Annotated in this window: 18 protein-coding genes; 3 read left to right on the plus strand and 15 right to left on the minus strand. The window is 60.5% G+C overall.

Going from position 1 to position 16,586, the window contains the following annotated elements; translation table 11 throughout:
• Positions 1 to 82: 82 nt before the first annotated feature.
• Positions 83 to 562 (minus strand): GNAT family N-acetyltransferase, encoded by a 480-nt coding sequence (locus D8U61_RS22030; protein ID WP_016770628.1) that lies wholly within the window; start codon positions 560 to 562, stop codon positions 83 to 85.
• A gap of 387 nt (positions 563 to 949) precedes the next feature.
• Between D8U61_RS22030 and D8U61_RS22035 the strand changes: the two genes are divergently transcribed.
• The 3 genes from D8U61_RS22035 to D8U61_RS22045 all read left to right on the plus strand — a co-directional run bounded on the left by D8U61_RS22035 (position 950) and on the right by D8U61_RS22045 (position 2,038).
• Positions 950 to 1,294, plus strand: a complete 345-nt coding sequence (locus D8U61_RS22035) for a hypothetical protein (RefSeq protein ID WP_071173201.1) — start codon at positions 950 to 952, stop codon at positions 1,292 to 1,294.
• 44 nt (positions 1,295 to 1,338) lie between these two features.
• On the plus strand, positions 1,339 to 1,596 hold the full coding sequence (locus tag D8U61_RS22040; protein ID WP_024013907.1) for a hypothetical protein: 258 nt from the start codon (positions 1,339 to 1,341) through the stop codon (positions 1,594 to 1,596).
• A gap of 61 nt (positions 1,597 to 1,657) precedes the next feature.
• Positions 1,658 to 2,038 (plus strand): Rho termination factor N-terminal domain-containing protein, encoded by a 381-nt coding sequence (locus tag D8U61_RS22045; protein WP_016770968.1) that lies wholly within the window; start codon positions 1,658 to 1,660, stop codon positions 2,036 to 2,038.
• Positions 2,039 to 2,140: 102 nt separating this feature from the next.
• On the opposite strand, the gene D8U61_RS22050 is transcribed toward D8U61_RS22045, so the two are convergent.
• The 14 genes from D8U61_RS22050 to D8U61_RS22115 form a co-directional block, all read right to left on the minus strand.
• A complete protein-coding gene (locus D8U61_RS22050) occupies positions 2,141 to 3,070 on the minus strand; it encodes a PfkB family carbohydrate kinase (RefSeq protein WP_130927668.1) in 930 nt (309 codons plus the stop codon).
• Positions 3,063 to 4,529: a cytosine permease gene (locus D8U61_RS22055; RefSeq protein WP_024013910.1), complete on the minus strand. Its 1,467-nt coding sequence runs from the start codon at positions 4,527 to 4,529 to the stop codon at positions 3,063 to 3,065. Before D8U61_RS22055 ends, D8U61_RS22050 begins: the two co-directional genes overlap by 8 nt.
• A 202-nt stretch (positions 4,530 to 4,731) precedes the next feature.
• A complete protein-coding gene (locus D8U61_RS22060; protein ID WP_130888457.1) occupies positions 4,732 to 5,730 on the minus strand; it encodes an ADP-ribosylglycohydrolase family protein in 999 nt (332 codons plus the stop codon).
• On the minus strand, positions 5,727 to 6,440 hold the full coding sequence (locus D8U61_RS22065; RefSeq protein ID WP_016770970.1) for a GntR family transcriptional regulator: 714 nt from the start codon (positions 6,438 to 6,440) through the stop codon (positions 5,727 to 5,729). Before D8U61_RS22065 ends, D8U61_RS22060 begins: the two co-directional genes overlap by 4 nt.
• A gap of 306 nt (positions 6,441 to 6,746) precedes the next feature.
• On the minus strand, positions 6,747 to 7,715 hold the full coding sequence (gene araH, locus D8U61_RS22070) for an L-arabinose ABC transporter permease AraH (protein WP_038861078.1): 969 nt from the start codon (positions 7,713 to 7,715) through the stop codon (positions 6,747 to 6,749).
• A gap of 12 nt (positions 7,716 to 7,727) precedes the next feature.
• Positions 7,728 to 9,275: an L-arabinose ABC transporter ATP-binding protein AraG gene (gene araG / locus D8U61_RS22075; RefSeq protein WP_016770972.1), complete on the minus strand. Its 1,548-nt coding sequence runs from the start codon at positions 9,273 to 9,275 to the stop codon at positions 7,728 to 7,730.
• 53 nt (positions 9,276 to 9,328) lie between these two features.
• Positions 9,329 to 10,333 carry a substrate-binding domain-containing protein gene (locus tag D8U61_RS22080; protein ID WP_130902384.1) on the minus strand — a complete coding sequence of 335 codons (1,005 nt, stop codon included), beginning with the start codon at positions 10,331 to 10,333 and terminating at the stop codon, positions 9,329 to 9,331.
• A 137-nt stretch (positions 10,334 to 10,470) separates the two neighbouring features.
• A complete protein-coding gene (locus D8U61_RS22085) occupies positions 10,471 to 11,289 on the minus strand; it encodes an SDR family oxidoreductase (protein WP_110601695.1) in 819 nt (272 codons plus the stop codon).
• Between the two features lie 270 nt (positions 11,290 to 11,559).
• Positions 11,560 to 12,435 (minus strand): SMP-30/gluconolactonase/LRE family protein, encoded by an 876-nt coding sequence (locus tag D8U61_RS22090; RefSeq protein WP_125926399.1) that lies wholly within the window; start codon positions 12,433 to 12,435, stop codon positions 11,560 to 11,562.
• Positions 12,436 to 12,568: 133 nt separating this feature from the next.
• Positions 12,569 to 13,285, minus strand: coding sequence for a FadR/GntR family transcriptional regulator (locus tag D8U61_RS22095; RefSeq protein ID WP_016770977.1), 717 nt, complete (start codon positions 13,283 to 13,285; stop codon positions 12,569 to 12,571).
• A 193-nt stretch (positions 13,286 to 13,478) separates the two neighbouring features.
• Entirely contained in the window at positions 13,479 to 14,039 is a 561-nt protein-coding gene (locus D8U61_RS22100; protein ID WP_110601701.1) for a DUF1285 domain-containing protein, read from the minus strand.
• A 14-nt stretch (positions 14,040 to 14,053) separates the two neighbouring features.
• On the minus strand, positions 14,054 to 14,659 hold the full coding sequence (locus tag D8U61_RS22105) for a DUF4823 domain-containing protein (RefSeq protein WP_130902382.1): 606 nt from the start codon (positions 14,657 to 14,659) through the stop codon (positions 14,054 to 14,056).
• Positions 14,660 to 14,825: 166 nt separating this feature from the next.
• A complete protein-coding gene (locus D8U61_RS22110) occupies positions 14,826 to 15,794 on the minus strand; it encodes a radical SAM protein (RefSeq protein ID WP_076563802.1) in 969 nt (322 codons plus the stop codon).
• Positions 15,795 to 15,932: 138 nt separating this feature from the next.
• Positions 15,933 to 16,571 carry a TetR/AcrR family transcriptional regulator gene (locus tag D8U61_RS22115; RefSeq protein ID WP_016770981.1) on the minus strand — a complete coding sequence of 213 codons (639 nt, stop codon included), beginning with the start codon at positions 16,569 to 16,571 and terminating at the stop codon, positions 15,933 to 15,935.
• Between the last annotated feature and the right edge of the window lie 15 nt (positions 16,572 to 16,586).

The raw sequence follows: 16,586 nt of genomic DNA on the forward strand, positions 1-16,586 counted from the left end.
TGAGCGCGCAAAAATGGCGCACAGAATGCCGGACTAGAGCGGTGGCGACAACTGAATCAGCAGTAGATTGCCATCATTGTGCTCAGCCCTCGGCAAATTCGCGCAACACCTTGCCATCCATGCGATACCGCACCCATTCCTCCTGCGGTTGCGCACCGAGCGATTTATAGAATTCGATGGCCGGGGTGTTCCATTCCAGCACGCTCCATTCGAAGCGGCCGCAGTCGTTGGCGCAGGCGATTTTCGCCAGGTGGCGCAGCAGGGTTTTGCCGGCGCCGCCGCCACGTTGTTCGGGGGTGATGTAGAGGTCTTCGAGGTACAGGCAATTGCTGCCCAGCCACGTTGAATAACTGAAGAAGAACACCGCGAAGCCAATCGGCAAGCCGTCGCGCAGGCAGATCAGGCCGTGGGCGGTGGCGCCTTCGCCGAACAGGCTGCGTTCGATGTCAGCGACGCTGGCGATGACTTCGTGACGGGCCTTCTCGAAATCTGCCAGTTCGGTGATGAAGGTGAGGATTTGCGGCGCATCGCTGGGGGTCGCCGGGCGGATTTCGATCGTCATGGACGGGCCTTGTATGCAAATTAAAGCGCCATACTAAGGCGCGCAGCGGCGCTCGTCACATGGCAAACATACTGATCTGTCCAATTTGCTGAACACTGTTGCCCTTGTGGGAGCGAGCCTGCTCGCGAAAGCATTCTGTCAGTTGAATCAACGTCTGACTGATATGACGCTTTCGCGAGCAGGCTCGCTCCCACAGTTGATATCGCAAATTCTGAAAGGATGCTTATGACCGTTAACTGTTTTGCGCCGCCGGAAACACTAGCGATCGGTATCGTCTGAACAGCAGACACGCGCGCCCGGCATAGACCGTTCGTCGATCATCAGGCACCAATCCGTCATCAGGGCTGACCAATCCAGTGTAAGGATTCCAATCACTGGAGAAGCCCTATGATCCCGTCAAGGTTGACCGCGTTAGTCTTCAGCGCCCTGCTTTGCCCTGCGGTGTTCGCCGCCTCGTCCACGGCAGCGGGCACCGGCCCTACCGATCCGACCCCGCCACGCGCGCCCGCCATCAACAGTGCCCCCGGAATGAACACCGATGGCTCCGGCGTGCCGCTGATCAATCAGCCACCCGCCACCGGCACCGATCCGCGCACTCAAGGCAGCGATCCGGGGCGTCAGGGTGGCATGAACACGCCTGATTCTCCTGCCACTGCGCCTGACAATGCCGGCCCCGGTGTCGGCTCGAAGACCACCACTGGTGGCTCCGGTTCCGAAGGTGCCGGTCAGTAGTTCGCCGACGCGAGCGCCCTATTCACTCCCATGAAGAGGTAACCATGAACGTCGACAAAGACCTGGAAAAAGAAGTCCTCACCCGCCTGCTGCACGCGCATCCCAACGGCTTGGGCAAGGAGGTGCTGGACAATTACCGGGGCGAGAAAGTCGTGGCCAGCGCCCTCGCCGCCCTGCAGGATCGCGGGCTGATTCATCATGGTCACGTGACCTTGAGCGAAGCGGGTGAACACTCGCTGAACCTGCCGATCAAGCTCAGTTCTGCCGGCGTCGAAGCGGCGCGCAAACTGGATCTGCAGTAGTGCCAAGCCGCTCGCCGTCGAAGCGGCGAGCGGCCGGATCCGCAATTTGAGGAGAAATCCCATGCCTCGTGGAAGCAAAGACAAATACACCAGCGAACAGAAGCGCAAAGCCGAGCACATCGAAGACAGCTACGAGAAAAAGGGCGTGTCGAAAGATGAAGCTGAGGCGCGCGCCTGGGCGACGGTGAACAAACAATCCGGTGGCGGCGAGAATTCCGGTGGCTCGGGGCGCAAGAAGCCCGCCAGTGCCAAGTCGGAAGATCGCAAAGAGTCATCGCGCCGCGCGGTGGCCAGCCGCAAGGGTCATTCACGCAACAGCGAGACTTCGAAGGATACGCAGACTGTCGATAGCCTGATGAAAGAGGCCCGGGCGAAGAACATTCCGGGGCGCTCGTCGATGCGCAAGCAGGAGTTGATTGAGGCGTTGCGCAAGGCGGGCTAAGTTTTGCGCCATCCCCCCACGGCCTCTTCGCGAGCAGGCTCGCTCCCACATTGGGCACTGCATCGTACCTGTGGGAGCGAGCCTGCTCGCGAAGGCCTCATGTCAGTCGCGGCAGGACTCGCGGATAAACGCATCCACCTCCGCCGTACCCGGCGATGTAGCCGGTCCCCAGCGAGTCACCGCCAGTGCCGCTGCCGCATTGGCCCGCCGTGCCGCTTCCAGTGCATCCAGCCCCTGCGCCAATCCGGCAATAAATACCCCGGCATGTGCATCACCAGCGCCATTGCTGTCCACTGCTTTGACAGCAAACCCCGGCACCTGTCGACGCGCGCCACGCTGCTGAATCCAGCAACCCTGCGGCCCGTCGCGCACCACCATCAGCACACTTTCCGGCAGCAGTTCCGCGAGGCGATCCATCGCGATACCAATCTCATCAGCTCCGGTAAACCGCAGCGCCTCGACACTGTTGCTGGTCCACACATCAATGCGCGGCAGCAACGTCTGCATCATCGGCGCGTCAGGTGACTCCACCAACGGCCCCGGGTCGAACACCACATTGACCGACGCCGGCAGCGCCAGCGTCCAGTCGAGCAACGCCTGCGCCTTGCCCTCGTGCAGCAGACTGTAACCGCTGAGATAAACGTAATCGTCGGGCTCGGCAGCCACACTGTTCAGGTCCTCCTCGGTCACCTCGCCTTCAGCGCCGATGTAGGAAATGAAACTGCGTTCAGCCGAGGCATCGGTCAGCGCCACGCACAGACCGGTATCGCGCTCGGCCGGTTCGCGGATGCCGATGCAGATACCTTCCGCCTGCATCGCTTGGCGCGCCAGGTCACCGAAACGCCCCGTGCCATGGCGACCGAGGTAAACCACCGGCAGGCCGTTGCGCACCGCAGCGGCCATCACGTTGAAGCCGCCGCCGGCTTCGAACCCTGCCGACTGCGCCAGCACGTCGCCGCCAATCTGCGGCAGTTTATCCACGGCCATGACCAGGTCGATGATGACCTGGCCGGTGTGCAACATCTTAGGCATGAGCATTCTCGGGTTGCGCGGCGCGGCGATCTTTCGCGCCGCCAAGGACCAGGTAAATGCCACCGGCGACGACGAAGGTCACGATCCAGCCGAGGCCGTTGTGGCCCAGCCAGGAGTCAGACAAAAAGCCCTTGAACCAGACGTTCTCCGCCGTGGTGCCGATGGTGGTGAAACTGAAACCAAGGACGATGGCGATCGCCCAGGCGCCAAACGCGCGCCACTCGATGCCGCCGCGATACCAATAGGCGCTGCTCGGGCTGACGTCGAGCAGGTCTTTGGGGCTGTAGTAGTGACGGTGAATCAGGTCGACCACGAAGATCCCGACCCAGGCAGTGATCGGCACTGCCAGCAGGGAAATGAAGGTGATGAACGGGCCGTAGAAACTGTCGGCGATCAGCATGAAGTAGATCGAGCCGGCGAAGATCGCGACGATATCCACCACCACCGCGTAGACCCGCTTGACCTTCAGGCCCAGGGTCAGCGTGGTCAGGCCGGCGGAGTACACCGACAGGTTGTTCGACAGCAGCAGACCGCCGAACGCGGTGATCAGGTACGGCACAGCCATCCACGTCGGCAGCATGTCGCGGATCGCCACGATTGGGTCAGTCGCCGACGCCAGATCATTGTTGCCGACCGACAACAAGCCGCCGAGAGTGATCAGCAGCACCAGCGGAATGCCCGCGCCGAACGCCGCCGACGCCACCAGGCGCACAGCCTTGACGCTGCGATGCTGATAGCGCGACATGTCAGCGCCAGCGTTGGCCCAACCGATACCAGTGCCGGCGGCCATGGTGCCGATGCCGATGATCATTGCGCTCAGCGGTGCTGGCGTGGCGTTGAATACCGCGCTCCAGTCGATCGTCGCGCAGAGAAAACCACCGACGAGAATGTTCAGCGCGCCGAACACGTACGTCGCCCACTTCTGGATCACCAGCAGGGTCGCGTGGCCGAGGCCGGACACCGACAAGGTCAGCAGGACGAAGATGGCGATAAAGATCAGCGTCAGTATCGGCGCACTTTTCGCCTCGACCGGCGAGCCGAACAGGATCGAACACAGCGACAGCAGCACGAACGCGGCGGTGGTGGTGTTGACGGTTTCCCAACCCAGACGAGACATCAGCGAAACCAGCGTCGGGCCGATGTTGCCGCGTACGCCGAAGATTGCCCGCGACAGCGTCAGGCTCGGCGCGCGGCCACGACGCCCGGCAATCGAAATGATCCCGACCACGGCAAACGAACCGGCGGCACCAAGAATCGCGACGATGATCGCCTGCCAGATCGCCAGCCCGCGAAACGCCACCAGCGTGGCGCCCAGCGGCAGGCCGAGGATGGAAATATTCGCCGCAAACCAGACCCAGAACAGTTGCAGCGGATGACCGTTGCACTCCGCTTCCGGCACCGGCTCGATGCCCCGGGTTTCCAATTGCCCGACGCTTTGCCCGGCGGTTGATGAACTCATGAAGATGCTCCTGTTTGCCTTTTTTGTGGTTGTGGCAATGATGCAAAACGACAAGACAACCGGCCTTCCGAGGCCTGTCTGTGCGATCCATTGCTGTGTGAATTCATTAGAAATGCGCGGCCCCTTTCGCGAGCAGGCTCGCTCCCACAAGGAAATGCATTCCAATTGTGGGAGCGAGCCTGCTCGCGAAGAGGCCAGCCAGTCAACGCAAGGCCAACAGCCCCTGCACCAAAGGCTCAAGCTCCAGCTGATTAACAGCTTTCACCGTTTCGATCATCGGCTGCGGCCAGCACTCAAGCCCCAGGCAAGCCCCGAGCATGGCGCCGAGAATCGCCGCGATGGTATCCGTGTCGCCGCCCAGGCTGGCCGCCATGCACAGCGCTTCGAATGCCGTCATCTCGCCGATGGCCACTTGCTGGGCCAGTGCGAATGAAACCACCACCGACTCCTGCGACGCCACCGATGTACCGATCACGTCATAGAGCAGATCGGCAAGCAATGCTTTGTCGCTGTCGACACTGATACTGCGCGCCCAACTGATGCGCGAGGCCATGCGCCCGCCAGCCACCCAATGCCCGTGCGCTTCGGCTTGCTGCGCGATCTGCTGGCCGAGGTTCAGCGCCTCGCCGAGATCGACGTCATTGATGCCAGCGGAGACCACCGCCGCCACCGCCGCCGCACTGGAAATCCCCAGCGTGGTGTTATGCGTCACTTGGCAAGCCTGCACGACCGCCGAAATGAAGCGCTGCGGATCGGCCACGTTCGCGGCAATGCCCACCGGGGTGATGCGCATCGCCGCGCCGTTGGTGGTGCCATAACGCCCGGCTTCTTCCGGGGAATGCCCGGCGAGGATCATCTCAATGGCGCGTTTGGTCGAGGGGCCGAGCAAGTCCTGCGAGCCTTTGGCCTGCATCTCGGCTTCCCATTCGATCAAGCGCTGGGCGAGAACCGCCGGCTCGATACGGCCGTGACCTTCGACCAATAACTCGCCGACCAGGATCGCCTGCTCGGTGTCATCGGTGATCGAGCCTTTGGGCATGTTCGCGGCGATCGGTTGCAGTGGGCCGGCGTCTTGCAGATCAGTGATCTGGCCGAAGCGCGCCTTGATCGTTTCGCGATCGAGCGATTGCGTCGGCATGCCCAGCGCGTCACCCAGGGCCAGACCATAGAAAGCGCCAAGCGCACGGTTGAGCGCGGTCATTTCGATTCTCCGAATTGCAGGTGCAGACGAAAGTGCACCGGGTCGAGCAGGCTTTCCACCTGCTCCATGAAACGGTTCTGCCGGTCGTAGGTGGTGCGCAGGGCTTTGAGAAACACCGTGCCGACCGGACGGCCGAGCAGCTCGGCGTCTTCGGCATTCAGCGGCTCGGCGCCGATCCACTGATCGCCGCGCTCGCCGATGTAGCCGTAGGCGGCCAGGGTGATGGTCAGGGAATTGTCGATCAAACCGACGCGAGGCAGGCTTTCCAGGCCGCCGTTGGCCGGCATCAAGGATCGTTCGAGAGACACCAGCGTACCGTCGGTGGCGCGCCGGCGACGGTCGAGGGTGATGAATTGATCGGTGCCGAAACGCACCAGCAGATCCGGGCGAGTCACCGCTTCGAGGCGCAACACTTCGGTATTGATCAGCGCCCCGCTGTCGGCCAACGCCTGCGCCCAGCCGCTGCGCTGATCCAGTGCGACACCGTCGAAAGTGACGATGGAACCGACTCCGCTCTGCGTGGCGATGTAATTACGCCGCTTCAGTTCGGCCAGCGCCTCGCGCAAGGTGCCACGGCTGACCTGGAATTCCTGAGCCAACTGATGTTCGCCGGGCAACAGAAAGCCGTCCTCCATGAGGCCGCTCTCGATGCGTCGGACGAGCTCGTCGACCACCCTTTGTTTCTTGTCGAATCGTACCTGTCTAATCATGTACAAATTGATAACCGAAACGGGGCGTGGCGGGCAACAAAAATTTGAGGGAGGTGACCGGTGGAGAGAGCAAAATCAAGAGCCCCTCACCCTAGCCCTCTCCCGGAGGGAGAGGGAACTGATTGGGGGATGCTCAGGAGATACGCCGACCTGAAAGTGTTGCGCCGAATCCGAAATCGACCTGTTGCCGAGTAATTGTCGAATCCGTAGTCAACTCGGTATTTCACGTCGATGCAGAACGCAAGACACCTCGGTCGGCCCCCTCTCCCTTCGGGAGAGGGCTGGGGTGAGGGGTAGCTTTTGACGTTACCGTTGTTTCAAGCGGTCAATGACCACGGCCAGCAACAGAATCGAACCACGAATCACATACTGATAAAACGTGTCGATGTTCTTCAGGTTCATCGCGTTTTCGATGATCGCGAGAATCAACACCCCGGCAATCACATGGCGAATCATGCCGATGCCGCCACTCAGCGAAACCCCGCCCAGCACGCAAGCCGAGATCACCGTCAGTTCAAAACCCTGACCAATCATCGGCTGCCCGGAAGTCATCCGCGAGGCCAGAATCACACCCGCCAGCGCACCGATCAAACCATGCACGGCGAAGATGATGATCTTGGTCCGGTCAACGTTGACGCCCGCCAGCAGTGCCGCTTCCTGGTTGCCACCGATGGCCATGGTGTTGCGCCCGTACGTGGTGTAGTTCAGCAGCCAGCCGAAAAACAGGAAGCAGACAATGGTGATCAGGATCGGCACCGGCACACCGAACAGCTGGCCGTTACCGAAGACGAAGAACGATTCCTGCGAAACACCGACCGCTTTGCCGTTGGCAAAGATATAGGCCAGACCGCGAACGATCTGCATGGTCGCCAGCGTCGTGATCAACGCATTGACGCGCAACTTGGCAATCACGATGCCGTTGATCAGACCAACGATCAGGCCCATCACCAGTGCTGCGCTGACCCCGAGAAACACGCTGTTGGTGTCACGCATCACCACCGCCGCGACCACGCCGGCACAGGCGATCACTGAGCCCACCGACAAGTCGAAGTGCCCGGATGCCAGGCAATAAAGCATGGTGCACGCGGCGATACCGGTAGTGGAAATCGCCAGACCCAGACCGCGCATGTTCAGCGGCGAGAGGAAGTTGTCGATCAGCAGTGTGCAGGCGACGAAGATGCCGATCGCCGCCAGCAGCATGACCCAGTCATCGAGGAAGCGCCGCAGGTCCAGCGGTTTGCGCTCGGTCGGCAGGGTTTCATTTTGCGTAGTCATCATAGTCACCTCTCAGTTCGCCACGCCGTCAGCGCGGTGGCGTGGCAAAGCCAGTTGCAGCAGGTTGGATTCATTGGCCTGGTCGCGGCTGACTTCGCCGCGCAGGGCGCCTTCGCACAGCACCAGGATGCGGTCGGAAATGCCCATCACTTCCATCAGATCGCTGGACACCACGATCACCGAAATACCGTCGGCGGCGAGGTTATGAATGATCTGGTAGATCTCGGCCTTGGCGCCGATGTCGATGCCACGGGTCGGTTCGTCGAGCAGCAGGACTTTCATCGGCATCGACAGCCAGCGACCGAGAATGGCCTTTTGCTGATTGCCGCCGGAAAGGAACTTGATCTGCTGGCCGGCGTGCGGGGTTTTCACTTTCAGGGCCTTGATCTGTTTGTCGGCGTTGCCCTTTTCCCACAGGCCGCGGATCAGGCAGCCGAGCCCGGAATGCGCGCCCCGGGCACTGATGTTGATGTTCTCGGCGACGCTGGCCAGGGGGATGATGCCTTCTTTCTTGCGATCTTCCGGGCAGAGCAGAATGCCGGCGGCAATCGCGTCACGGGGCGAGCGCAGCTTCAGCTCATGACCGCGCAATTCGAGACGGCCGGCGGTGTTGCGCTCCAGTCCGCTGAGCAGGCGAAACAGCTCGGTGCGCCCTGCCCCGACCAGTCCGAACAGGCCAAGGATTTCGCCTTTGTGCGCTTCGAAACTGATCGGCTCGCGCAGGCCCGGGCCGAGCAAACCATCGACTTTCAACGCCACGGCGCCACGCGGGCGATGGCGGTAATCGTAAATGTCCTGAATGTCGCGGCCGACCATGCAGGTCACCAGTTGATCGTGGGTCAACTGGCTCATGTCCTCGAAGGTACGCACGTAGCGGCCGTCCTTGAACACAGTGACGGCGTCGCAGATACGGAAGACTTCTTCCATGCGATGGGACACGTAGAGCACCACTTTGCCTTCGTCGCGCAGACGACCGATGATCGCCATCAAGCGATCGATCTCGCGCGCCGAAAGGCTGCTGGTCGGTTCGTCGAAAGCGATAACGTGGGCGCCGCGCGACAGCGCTTTGGCAATTTCCACCAACTGCCGCTGACCCAGCGACAAGCGTCCGACCTTGGTTTGCGGATCGATTTCGTCGGCCAGGCCTTTCAGGCAATTCAAGGCTTTCTGGCGCAGCTCACTGCGATTGATCAGGCCGAAACTCGCCGGCAGATGCCCGAGAAACAGGTTCTCGGCCACGGTCATTTCCGGGACCAGATGCAGTTCCTGGTGAATCACCGCGACGCCGCTGCCGATGCTGTCAGCGGTTGACTTGAACGCCATCGCCTGCTCGCCGATCTGCAGCTCGCCGCTGCTCGGAATGTAGGCGCCACCGAGGATTTTCAGCAGGGTCGATTTGCCCGCGCCGTTCTCGCCCATCAAGGCATGAACCTGGCCGGGGTGGGCGACGAAGCTGATGCCGTCGAGCGCTTTCACGCCGGGAAAGGTCTTGCCGATCCCGTTGAAGCGCAGGCTGCCGCTGGCGCCATGTTGTTCTTGTGTCTGTACTTGCGCGTGCATAAAGCCACCTCTTCACACCGAAAAACGGCCCGGCTGCCCGGGCCGTCGCTGCCTCAGTTCCACAAGCCGATTTTTTCCAGCTCTTGCTTGAAGTTTTCGCGGGTGATCAGGGTGACGTCATCCATGGCGGTGTACTTCGGCGGCTCTTTGCCGGCGGTGATCCACTCGTACATCATCTCGGCGGTCTTGTAGCCTTCGATGTGCGGGCTTGGCAGCATCGAACCGAAGAAGCCGCTGTTAGGCTTTTTCAATTCGCCGATGGCGTCGGTGCCGTTGATGCCGATGCCGATCACGTTGCTCGCGGCAAACCCGGCCGCTTCGGTGGCGCGCACGCCGCCGAGCACGGTGTTGTCGTTCATGCCGCCGATGATCAGGTTCTTCGCCGCGCTCGGCAGTTTCACCAGCGCCGAGTTGGTGGCGTCCATGCTGCCGGGTACGTCGAGGGTTTTCAGCGCGGCGAAGAGGATGTGGTCCTCAGGCATGCCGGCCTTCTTCAGGGCTTCGACCGAACCGTCGGTGCGCTTCTTGCCAGTGTCGAGTTCGTTGTAGGTGTTGACCACCGCGTAGGTGTCTTTCCAGTCCCAGTTACGCTTCTTCGCTTCGGCGGCCATGGCGGCGCCCTGCTTCTGGCCGACTTCAAACGCGGCCATGCCCAGGTACGGCACGTCTTCCATGAACTTGCCGTTGGCATCGACAAAACGGTCGTCGACGGCAATCACTTTCAAGTCGTTGATCTTGGCTTTGGCCATGATGGCCGGGCCGAGGGACACATCCGGCGGGCAGATCACGAAGCCCTTGGCGCCGTTGGCGGCCAGACTATCGATGGCCGAAAGGGTCTTCTCGCCATCCGGTACGGCAATCTTGATCAGTTCAAAGCCTTTGTCCTTGGCGGCTTTTTCGGCAAAAGCCCATTCGGTCTGGAACCACGGTTCTTCGGCCTGCTTGACCAGAAAACCGATCTTCACCGCGTCGGCGGCGAGCAGCGCACTGCTCAGGCTGAACGCAGTGACCGCCAGGGCAGTGCTGCACAGGGTACGAATCCCGAAACGACGTTTCATCAGATGACTCCTTGTTATTTTTTTTGAGCAAGGTTTGAAAAGCGTTGAAGCGTGTTCTCAGTGAAGCTGGTTGAAAATAGTCATATCGTATGATGATTGGATTTCAAGCGTAGTTCAGCGCTGGAGATCCGTTTTGTTCAGTCGTGGTACATCACCGAGCGGCCACCATCGATGGTGATGCACGAAGCGTTGATAAACGGTGCCTCATCGCTGGCCAGAAATACCGCCGTCATTGCCACTTCGATCGGCTGGCCGATGCGCTTGGGCGGATGCAGGTCTAAGGCGCGCTGCCTCTCGGCATGCGGATCGGCAAAGCCATTCCAGTAATCGACGTTCAGTTGCGTTTCGATGTAGCCCGGCGCGATGGCGTTGACGCGAATGCCCTTGGCCGCGTATTCGATGCCGAGCGCACGAGTCAGGCCGAGCAAGCCATGCTTGGCCACCGGGTACGGAAAGCAGCCGGGAATGATGTGGCTGGAATGGGTCGAGGCGATGTTGATAATGCTGCCGACGCCCTGCTCGATCATCTGCGGCAGCACCGCTTTGCAGCCATACCAGGCGCCGTCCAGATCGATGGCGAAGCAGCGGCGCCAGTCTTCTTCGGTCATCTGCAAAGGATCGCGGAATACATTGACCCCGGCACAGTTGACCAACACATCGATGCGGCCATGCAATTCCACCGCGCGTCGGGCCAGGGCATGCAGATCCTGCTGATTCGATACGTCGACCTTGAGCGCCTGCACGTCATGGCCCTGATCGCGCCAGTGAGCGGCGACCTGCTCGACCTTGTCGGCCTGGATGTCGCTGATGAGTAATCTGGATTGCTGCGAGGCGAAGGCGGCGACGATGGCTTCGCCGATGCCCTGAGCGGCCCCGGTCAACAGCACGACCTTGTTTTTCAGGCGCTCGCCTTTCGGCGGCGCCGGCACTGGTGGCAATGTCAGCGCTTCAGCCATGGCTCAGGCCTCCTGCACGCAGGCGCAAAAAAACCGGGCACTGGTCGATGTCCGGTTCTGACGGCTGAGGAAAACAAACAGGCAAGCGTCGCCGACGGCATTAAGCCGTGACGAAAGGCGGATCCCGCTTGCGCGGGCGAGAAGAATTCGCTGCATCACTTCACCTGTTTTGTTCTTTTTAAGTGTGAGTGCGTGTTACTGCTGGAGCCGACTATAAACCCGACCGCCAAATAATCTCAATATATAATTTTGCATCCCATATTTTGGGATCTAGCCAGCAAAACGCGTACAGAGTTTTCCTGCAACATCAACGCGCATGCTCATCACCGCACCGTCCAAAGGATGATTCAGCGGGCTCTTGGCACTGGTGATAAACAGGGTTTTCAAGTCTTCGCCACCAAACACGCAACTGGTCGGGCGACTGACCGGCAAATCGATTTTGCGATCGACCTGCCCGTCCGGCGTCAGACGCAACAGGCAACTGCCGTCCCAGCGTGCATTCCACACGTAGCCTTCGGCGTCCATCGCCGAGCCATCGGGGCCGCCGTGTTGATCGGACGAGTAAAACACCTGCGGCGCATCGAGACTGCCGTCGGTGCGGATGAAATATCGATTGAGCGTGCTGTCGAGGCTTTCACCAAACAGCAGCGTGGTGCCGTCGTCACTCCACAGCAGGGTGTTGGGGATGCCCAGACCGAGCAGCAGCGGTGTCACGCGTTGATCGGGATCGATACGGAACAGGCCACCGGAACGGCGCACCAGCGGCAGATCCTCGCCGTGCTCGCCGATGTTGTTTTGCATGGTGCCCAACCACAACCGGCCCAAGGCATCGCAACGGGCTTCGTTGGGGCGGTTGCCCGGTTGCGGGTCGGCGACGCAGAACAACGTCAAGCGTGGCTCGAGGCCGGGCGAATCGAGATCGAGGCGGTAGACACCACTGCTCAATGTCACCAGCGCATCGCCGCTGGCGCAGGGAATGAAGGCGGAGATGTGCTCGGGCATCTGCCAGATCTGCACGTTCTGGCCGATCAGGCGCAGCGCTTGTTTACCGGCGATATCGACCCAGTACAACGCCTGGGTCGGCGCATCCCAGAACGGGCCTTCGCCGAGTTGCGCGCGGTGTTGGGTCAGGGCGGTGAACGGCATATCAAGTCCTTCTGAGTTGTTGTTTTACTGTGGGAGCGAGCTTGCTCGCGAAGGCGGAGTGTCAGTCAATGATGATTTATCTGACCTGACGCATTCGCGAGCAAGCTCGCTCCCACAGGATGTCTCGACATTTTCAGCTAGCTTTTCTACTGGCCATGACTTTCGGGTAAAAGCGTTTTATCGCCAGGTCGGCGTTGTCGATCAAGGTCATGCATGCCCACACGCCACGGGTCGAATCGCGCGCGGCGATGGCGTCGGCCATGTCTTTATGGATCGGCAAGGTGCGGCGCAGTTCATCGGGGTCGGCGGCGGAGACTTCGAACGACACCGCCAGCAACGCGCCGAGGGCCGGGACCATTTGTTCGATGAACTGATTATGGCTGGCGGCCAGGATGCATTCGTGGAAGGCCTGGTCGGCACGGTTGTAGTCGATGCCGCTGTCGACCGCACGTTCCAGTGCGTTGAAGGCCAATTGCACCGCTTCGATCTGCTCCGGCGTTGCGCGCTCACAGGCCCAGCGCACCGCCATCGGCTCGATGGTGCGACGTAAATCCAGCAAGTCATCGACGAAGTTTTCCGGCAAGCCGTTGCGCGATAGCCAACCGACCACTTGCGGATCGAACAGATTCCAGCGCCGGACCGGCAACACCCGCGTGCCGACTTTCGGCCCGACTTCGAGCATACCTTTGGCGACGAGGGTTTTGATGGCTTCGCGAATCACCGTGCGGCTAACACCAAGCTGTTCGCCCAGATCCGCCTCGACCTTGATGGTCTGCCCCGGCTTGACCTGACCGGCAGCAATCCAACTGCCCAGCCAGTCAACGGTCGACGCATGAAAGCTGCTGGACATGTACACCTCACGGCGAATCGCGATGGGTGCCTACGCTAATCATCATACGAATAACAGTCAATCGGATTTTTTTCAGCTTGCACAAACCATTGTGGGAGTGAGCCTGCTCGCGAAAGCGTCGTGTCAGTCAACATTGCTACCGACTGATACAGCGCATTCGCGAGCAGGCTCGCTCCCACATTTTGATGTTGTGTCAGGGTTCCAGGCCGATGCGAAAGAACTCGCCGCCACTCCACACGCCCAACCAGCGCTGACCATCGATCTCGCGGCTCACCGCCAGTTCCACCAACTGGTAAAACACATTGCGGTGAATCAGCGCTTCAAGGTTGCTGCGCACATGCACATAAGGCGCAGGCTCCTGGGTTTCAGGATCGATCTCGACACGGAGCGGATGTTCAGCCCCCGCCTCGATGGTTTCCTCGACGTTGCTGGTAAAGCGCAAAACCTGCGCCTCGCCCTCGCCTTCCACTTCCACGGCAACCGCTACGAACGGCGCGTCATCGACCTTGATCCCGACCTTCTCCACCGGGGTGATCAGGAAGTAATCATCGCCGTCGCGGCGGATGATGGTGGAGAACAGTTTGACCATCGGCTTGCGCCCGATCGGCGTACCCAGGTAGTACCAAGTGCCGTCGCGGGCGATGCGCATGTCGATGTCGCCGCAGAAATCCGGGTTCCACAAATGCACCGGTGGCAGGCCTTTGGTCTTGGGGATCTGCCCCAGCAGGTCATTGGCTGTTTGCGGGTCACTCATGGCGTACTCCTTGATTACTGGTCGCCGATCCCCAGCAGGCTGCGTGCGTATTGCGCCAGCGGCGGACCGATGAGGTCTTCGGGTTTGGAGTCATGGAACGTCAGTAAACCGCCACGACTCTTGATCCGTGCAGTATCAATCAAATACTGGGTGCTGGTCTCGATCAACATGATCTGAATCACGCCGCCGTCGATACCGAGGCGATCCACGGCTTCCTGGTCCAGCCACTCGTCAGAGTTGCCGATGCGGTCGTCAGCCTTGGCGAAACGTGTGTACAGCAGATAATGCGCGCCGGCATCACGGGCTTCGCCCATGGCTTGATCGAGGCCTTCCGGCGCACGGGCGCGGCGGACCATCGGGAAATATTCGACAAAGCCCTTGAAGGCTTCTTCGGCGACCACGTTCGGCCGTGGATAGGAACCACCTGGCGGTGCGAACGCGCCCTGGGCGATGAAGATGAACGAGTCCGGCTGAATGCGGATATTGTTCACCCGGCGGCTGTCGCTATGGTCCAGAAGCCCCGCATCGCTCATGTGATACCGAGTGCCTTCGGCCATATCGCTGACATTCATGCAGCCACTAAGCGCCAAAACGGCCAGCAGCAAAACCAGGCTACGCATCCTATTCCTCCAGAAGCCGGTGTCGGAAAACCGGCGAATGGCCGTTGGATGCAGCTTTTGCGCCAGCTCGGCAAATTCAGTGATAGAGGCATTCGCGAGCAGGCTCGCTCCCACAGGGAAATGCATTTTCAAAGGTGGGAGCGAGCCTGCTCGCGAAAGCGATTATTCAGCCACCAATAATCTTCATGACAGTAGCGCCGCCAGAGAACGCCACCTCCTGCTTGTCACCCAACGCCTTGACCAGCAAACGTTGCAGCGCCGGCAACGCCTGATGACGCGGCTTGTCGAGCAGATCGCCGACATAGTGGCGGTTGCTCGACGACAGGCAGCCATGCAGCCAACCGGTCGACGACAGGCGCAAGCGCGAACAAGTGCGGCAGAACGGCACGCTTTCGTTGGCGATCACCCCGAAATTGCCGCGACCGGGAATCGCATAGCGCACAGCCGTGGCGTCCACCGGTGCGTCGGTCTGGGCGTATTCATAGCGCTCGCCAATCAGGCCGAGCAACTGCTCAAGGCTGACGAACTGCTGCAGGAAGGCATTGGAATCCTTGGCCAGGTGGCCCATGCGCATCAGCTCGATGAAGCGCAGTTCGAAGCCGCGCTCCAGACAGTAATCAAGCAACGGCATGACCTGATCGAGGTTCTGCCCGCGCAACGGCACCATGTTGACCTTGATCTTCATCCCGGCGGCGGCAGCCTGATCCATGCCATCGAGCACGCTGGCCAGATCGCCGCCACGGGCGATGCTGCGAAAAGCCGCGGCATCGAGAGTATCGAGGGAAACGTTGATTCGACGCAGACCGGCATCGACCAGCAGCGGCAGTTTTTTCGCGAGGAGTTGACCATTGGTGGTCAGGCTGATGTCGTCGAGGCCCATCTGGCCGACAGCAGTCATGAACGATTCGAGTTTGGGGCTGACCAGTGGCTCGCCGCCAGTGATGCGCAGGCGCTCGATGCCGGCCGCTTCGATCAGGTATTCGACGCCGCGCGCCATGGCTTCGGCCGACAGTTCATCCTGCGCAGCGACCAACCGCTTGCCGTTGGGCACGCAGTAGGTACAGGCGTAATTGCAGGCAGAGGTCAGGCTGATGCGCAGATTGCGAAAACGCCTGCCTTGACGGTCAACGATCATGAAACACTCCGGCGAAAGAAAATCGAGCGAGCAAAACTTGACTGAGAAATCAGGTTTTAGCAAGCCCTATGCCTGAGTATATTCCTGCGCTATTGCGCCATGTTGCGAAAACACGGCGCAATCAGCCCGCTGAATGACTTAGGTGCTCGGCGTTTCCGGATCGCGCTTGCGCTTGTTGCCCATGCGCACGCCGATGTCCATCAGGAACTGGAAGAAGCCTTCCTGATCTTCCAGCACATTGCTCCAGAATGGCGAGTGATACAGCGCCACCGCGCCGTGCACCAATGCCCAGGATGCGCAGTAGTGGAAGTACGGCGGCACGTCTTCGAGCTTGCCTTCGCTGATGCGACCCTTGATCAGCAGGGTCAGGCGTTCGAAGTTCGAGGCACGGATCTTGTGCAGCTCCTCGACCATCTCCGGCACCTGATTGCCCTTGACCACTTTCTCTTCGAGACGGTCGAACAGGCGATAGCGCTGCGGGTCGCGCATGCGGAATTCGAAGTAGGCGCGCGACAGCGCTTCCTTGTCCTTGTCGACATCGGCCGAATGCAGCAGCTCGTTCAGATCGCGCTCGTAGTCGAGCATCAGGCGCAAGTAGATCTCCGCCTTGGATTTGAAGTGCTTGTAGATCGTGCCTTTGCCGATACCCACGGCATCAGCAATCATCTCGACGGTGACACTGTCTTCACCCTGGTCGAGGAACAGCTTGAGCGCGGTATCGAGAATTTCCTGCTCGCGGCGACGAAATTCACGGACCTTACGAGGTTCTTTATGCATAAGAAAAAGGTCTGA

The sequence above is a fragment of the Pseudomonas sp. Sample_14 genome, assembly GCF_004307515.1.
Classification (GTDB): domain Bacteria; phylum Pseudomonadota; class Gammaproteobacteria; order Pseudomonadales; family Pseudomonadaceae; genus Aquipseudomonas; species Aquipseudomonas atacamensis.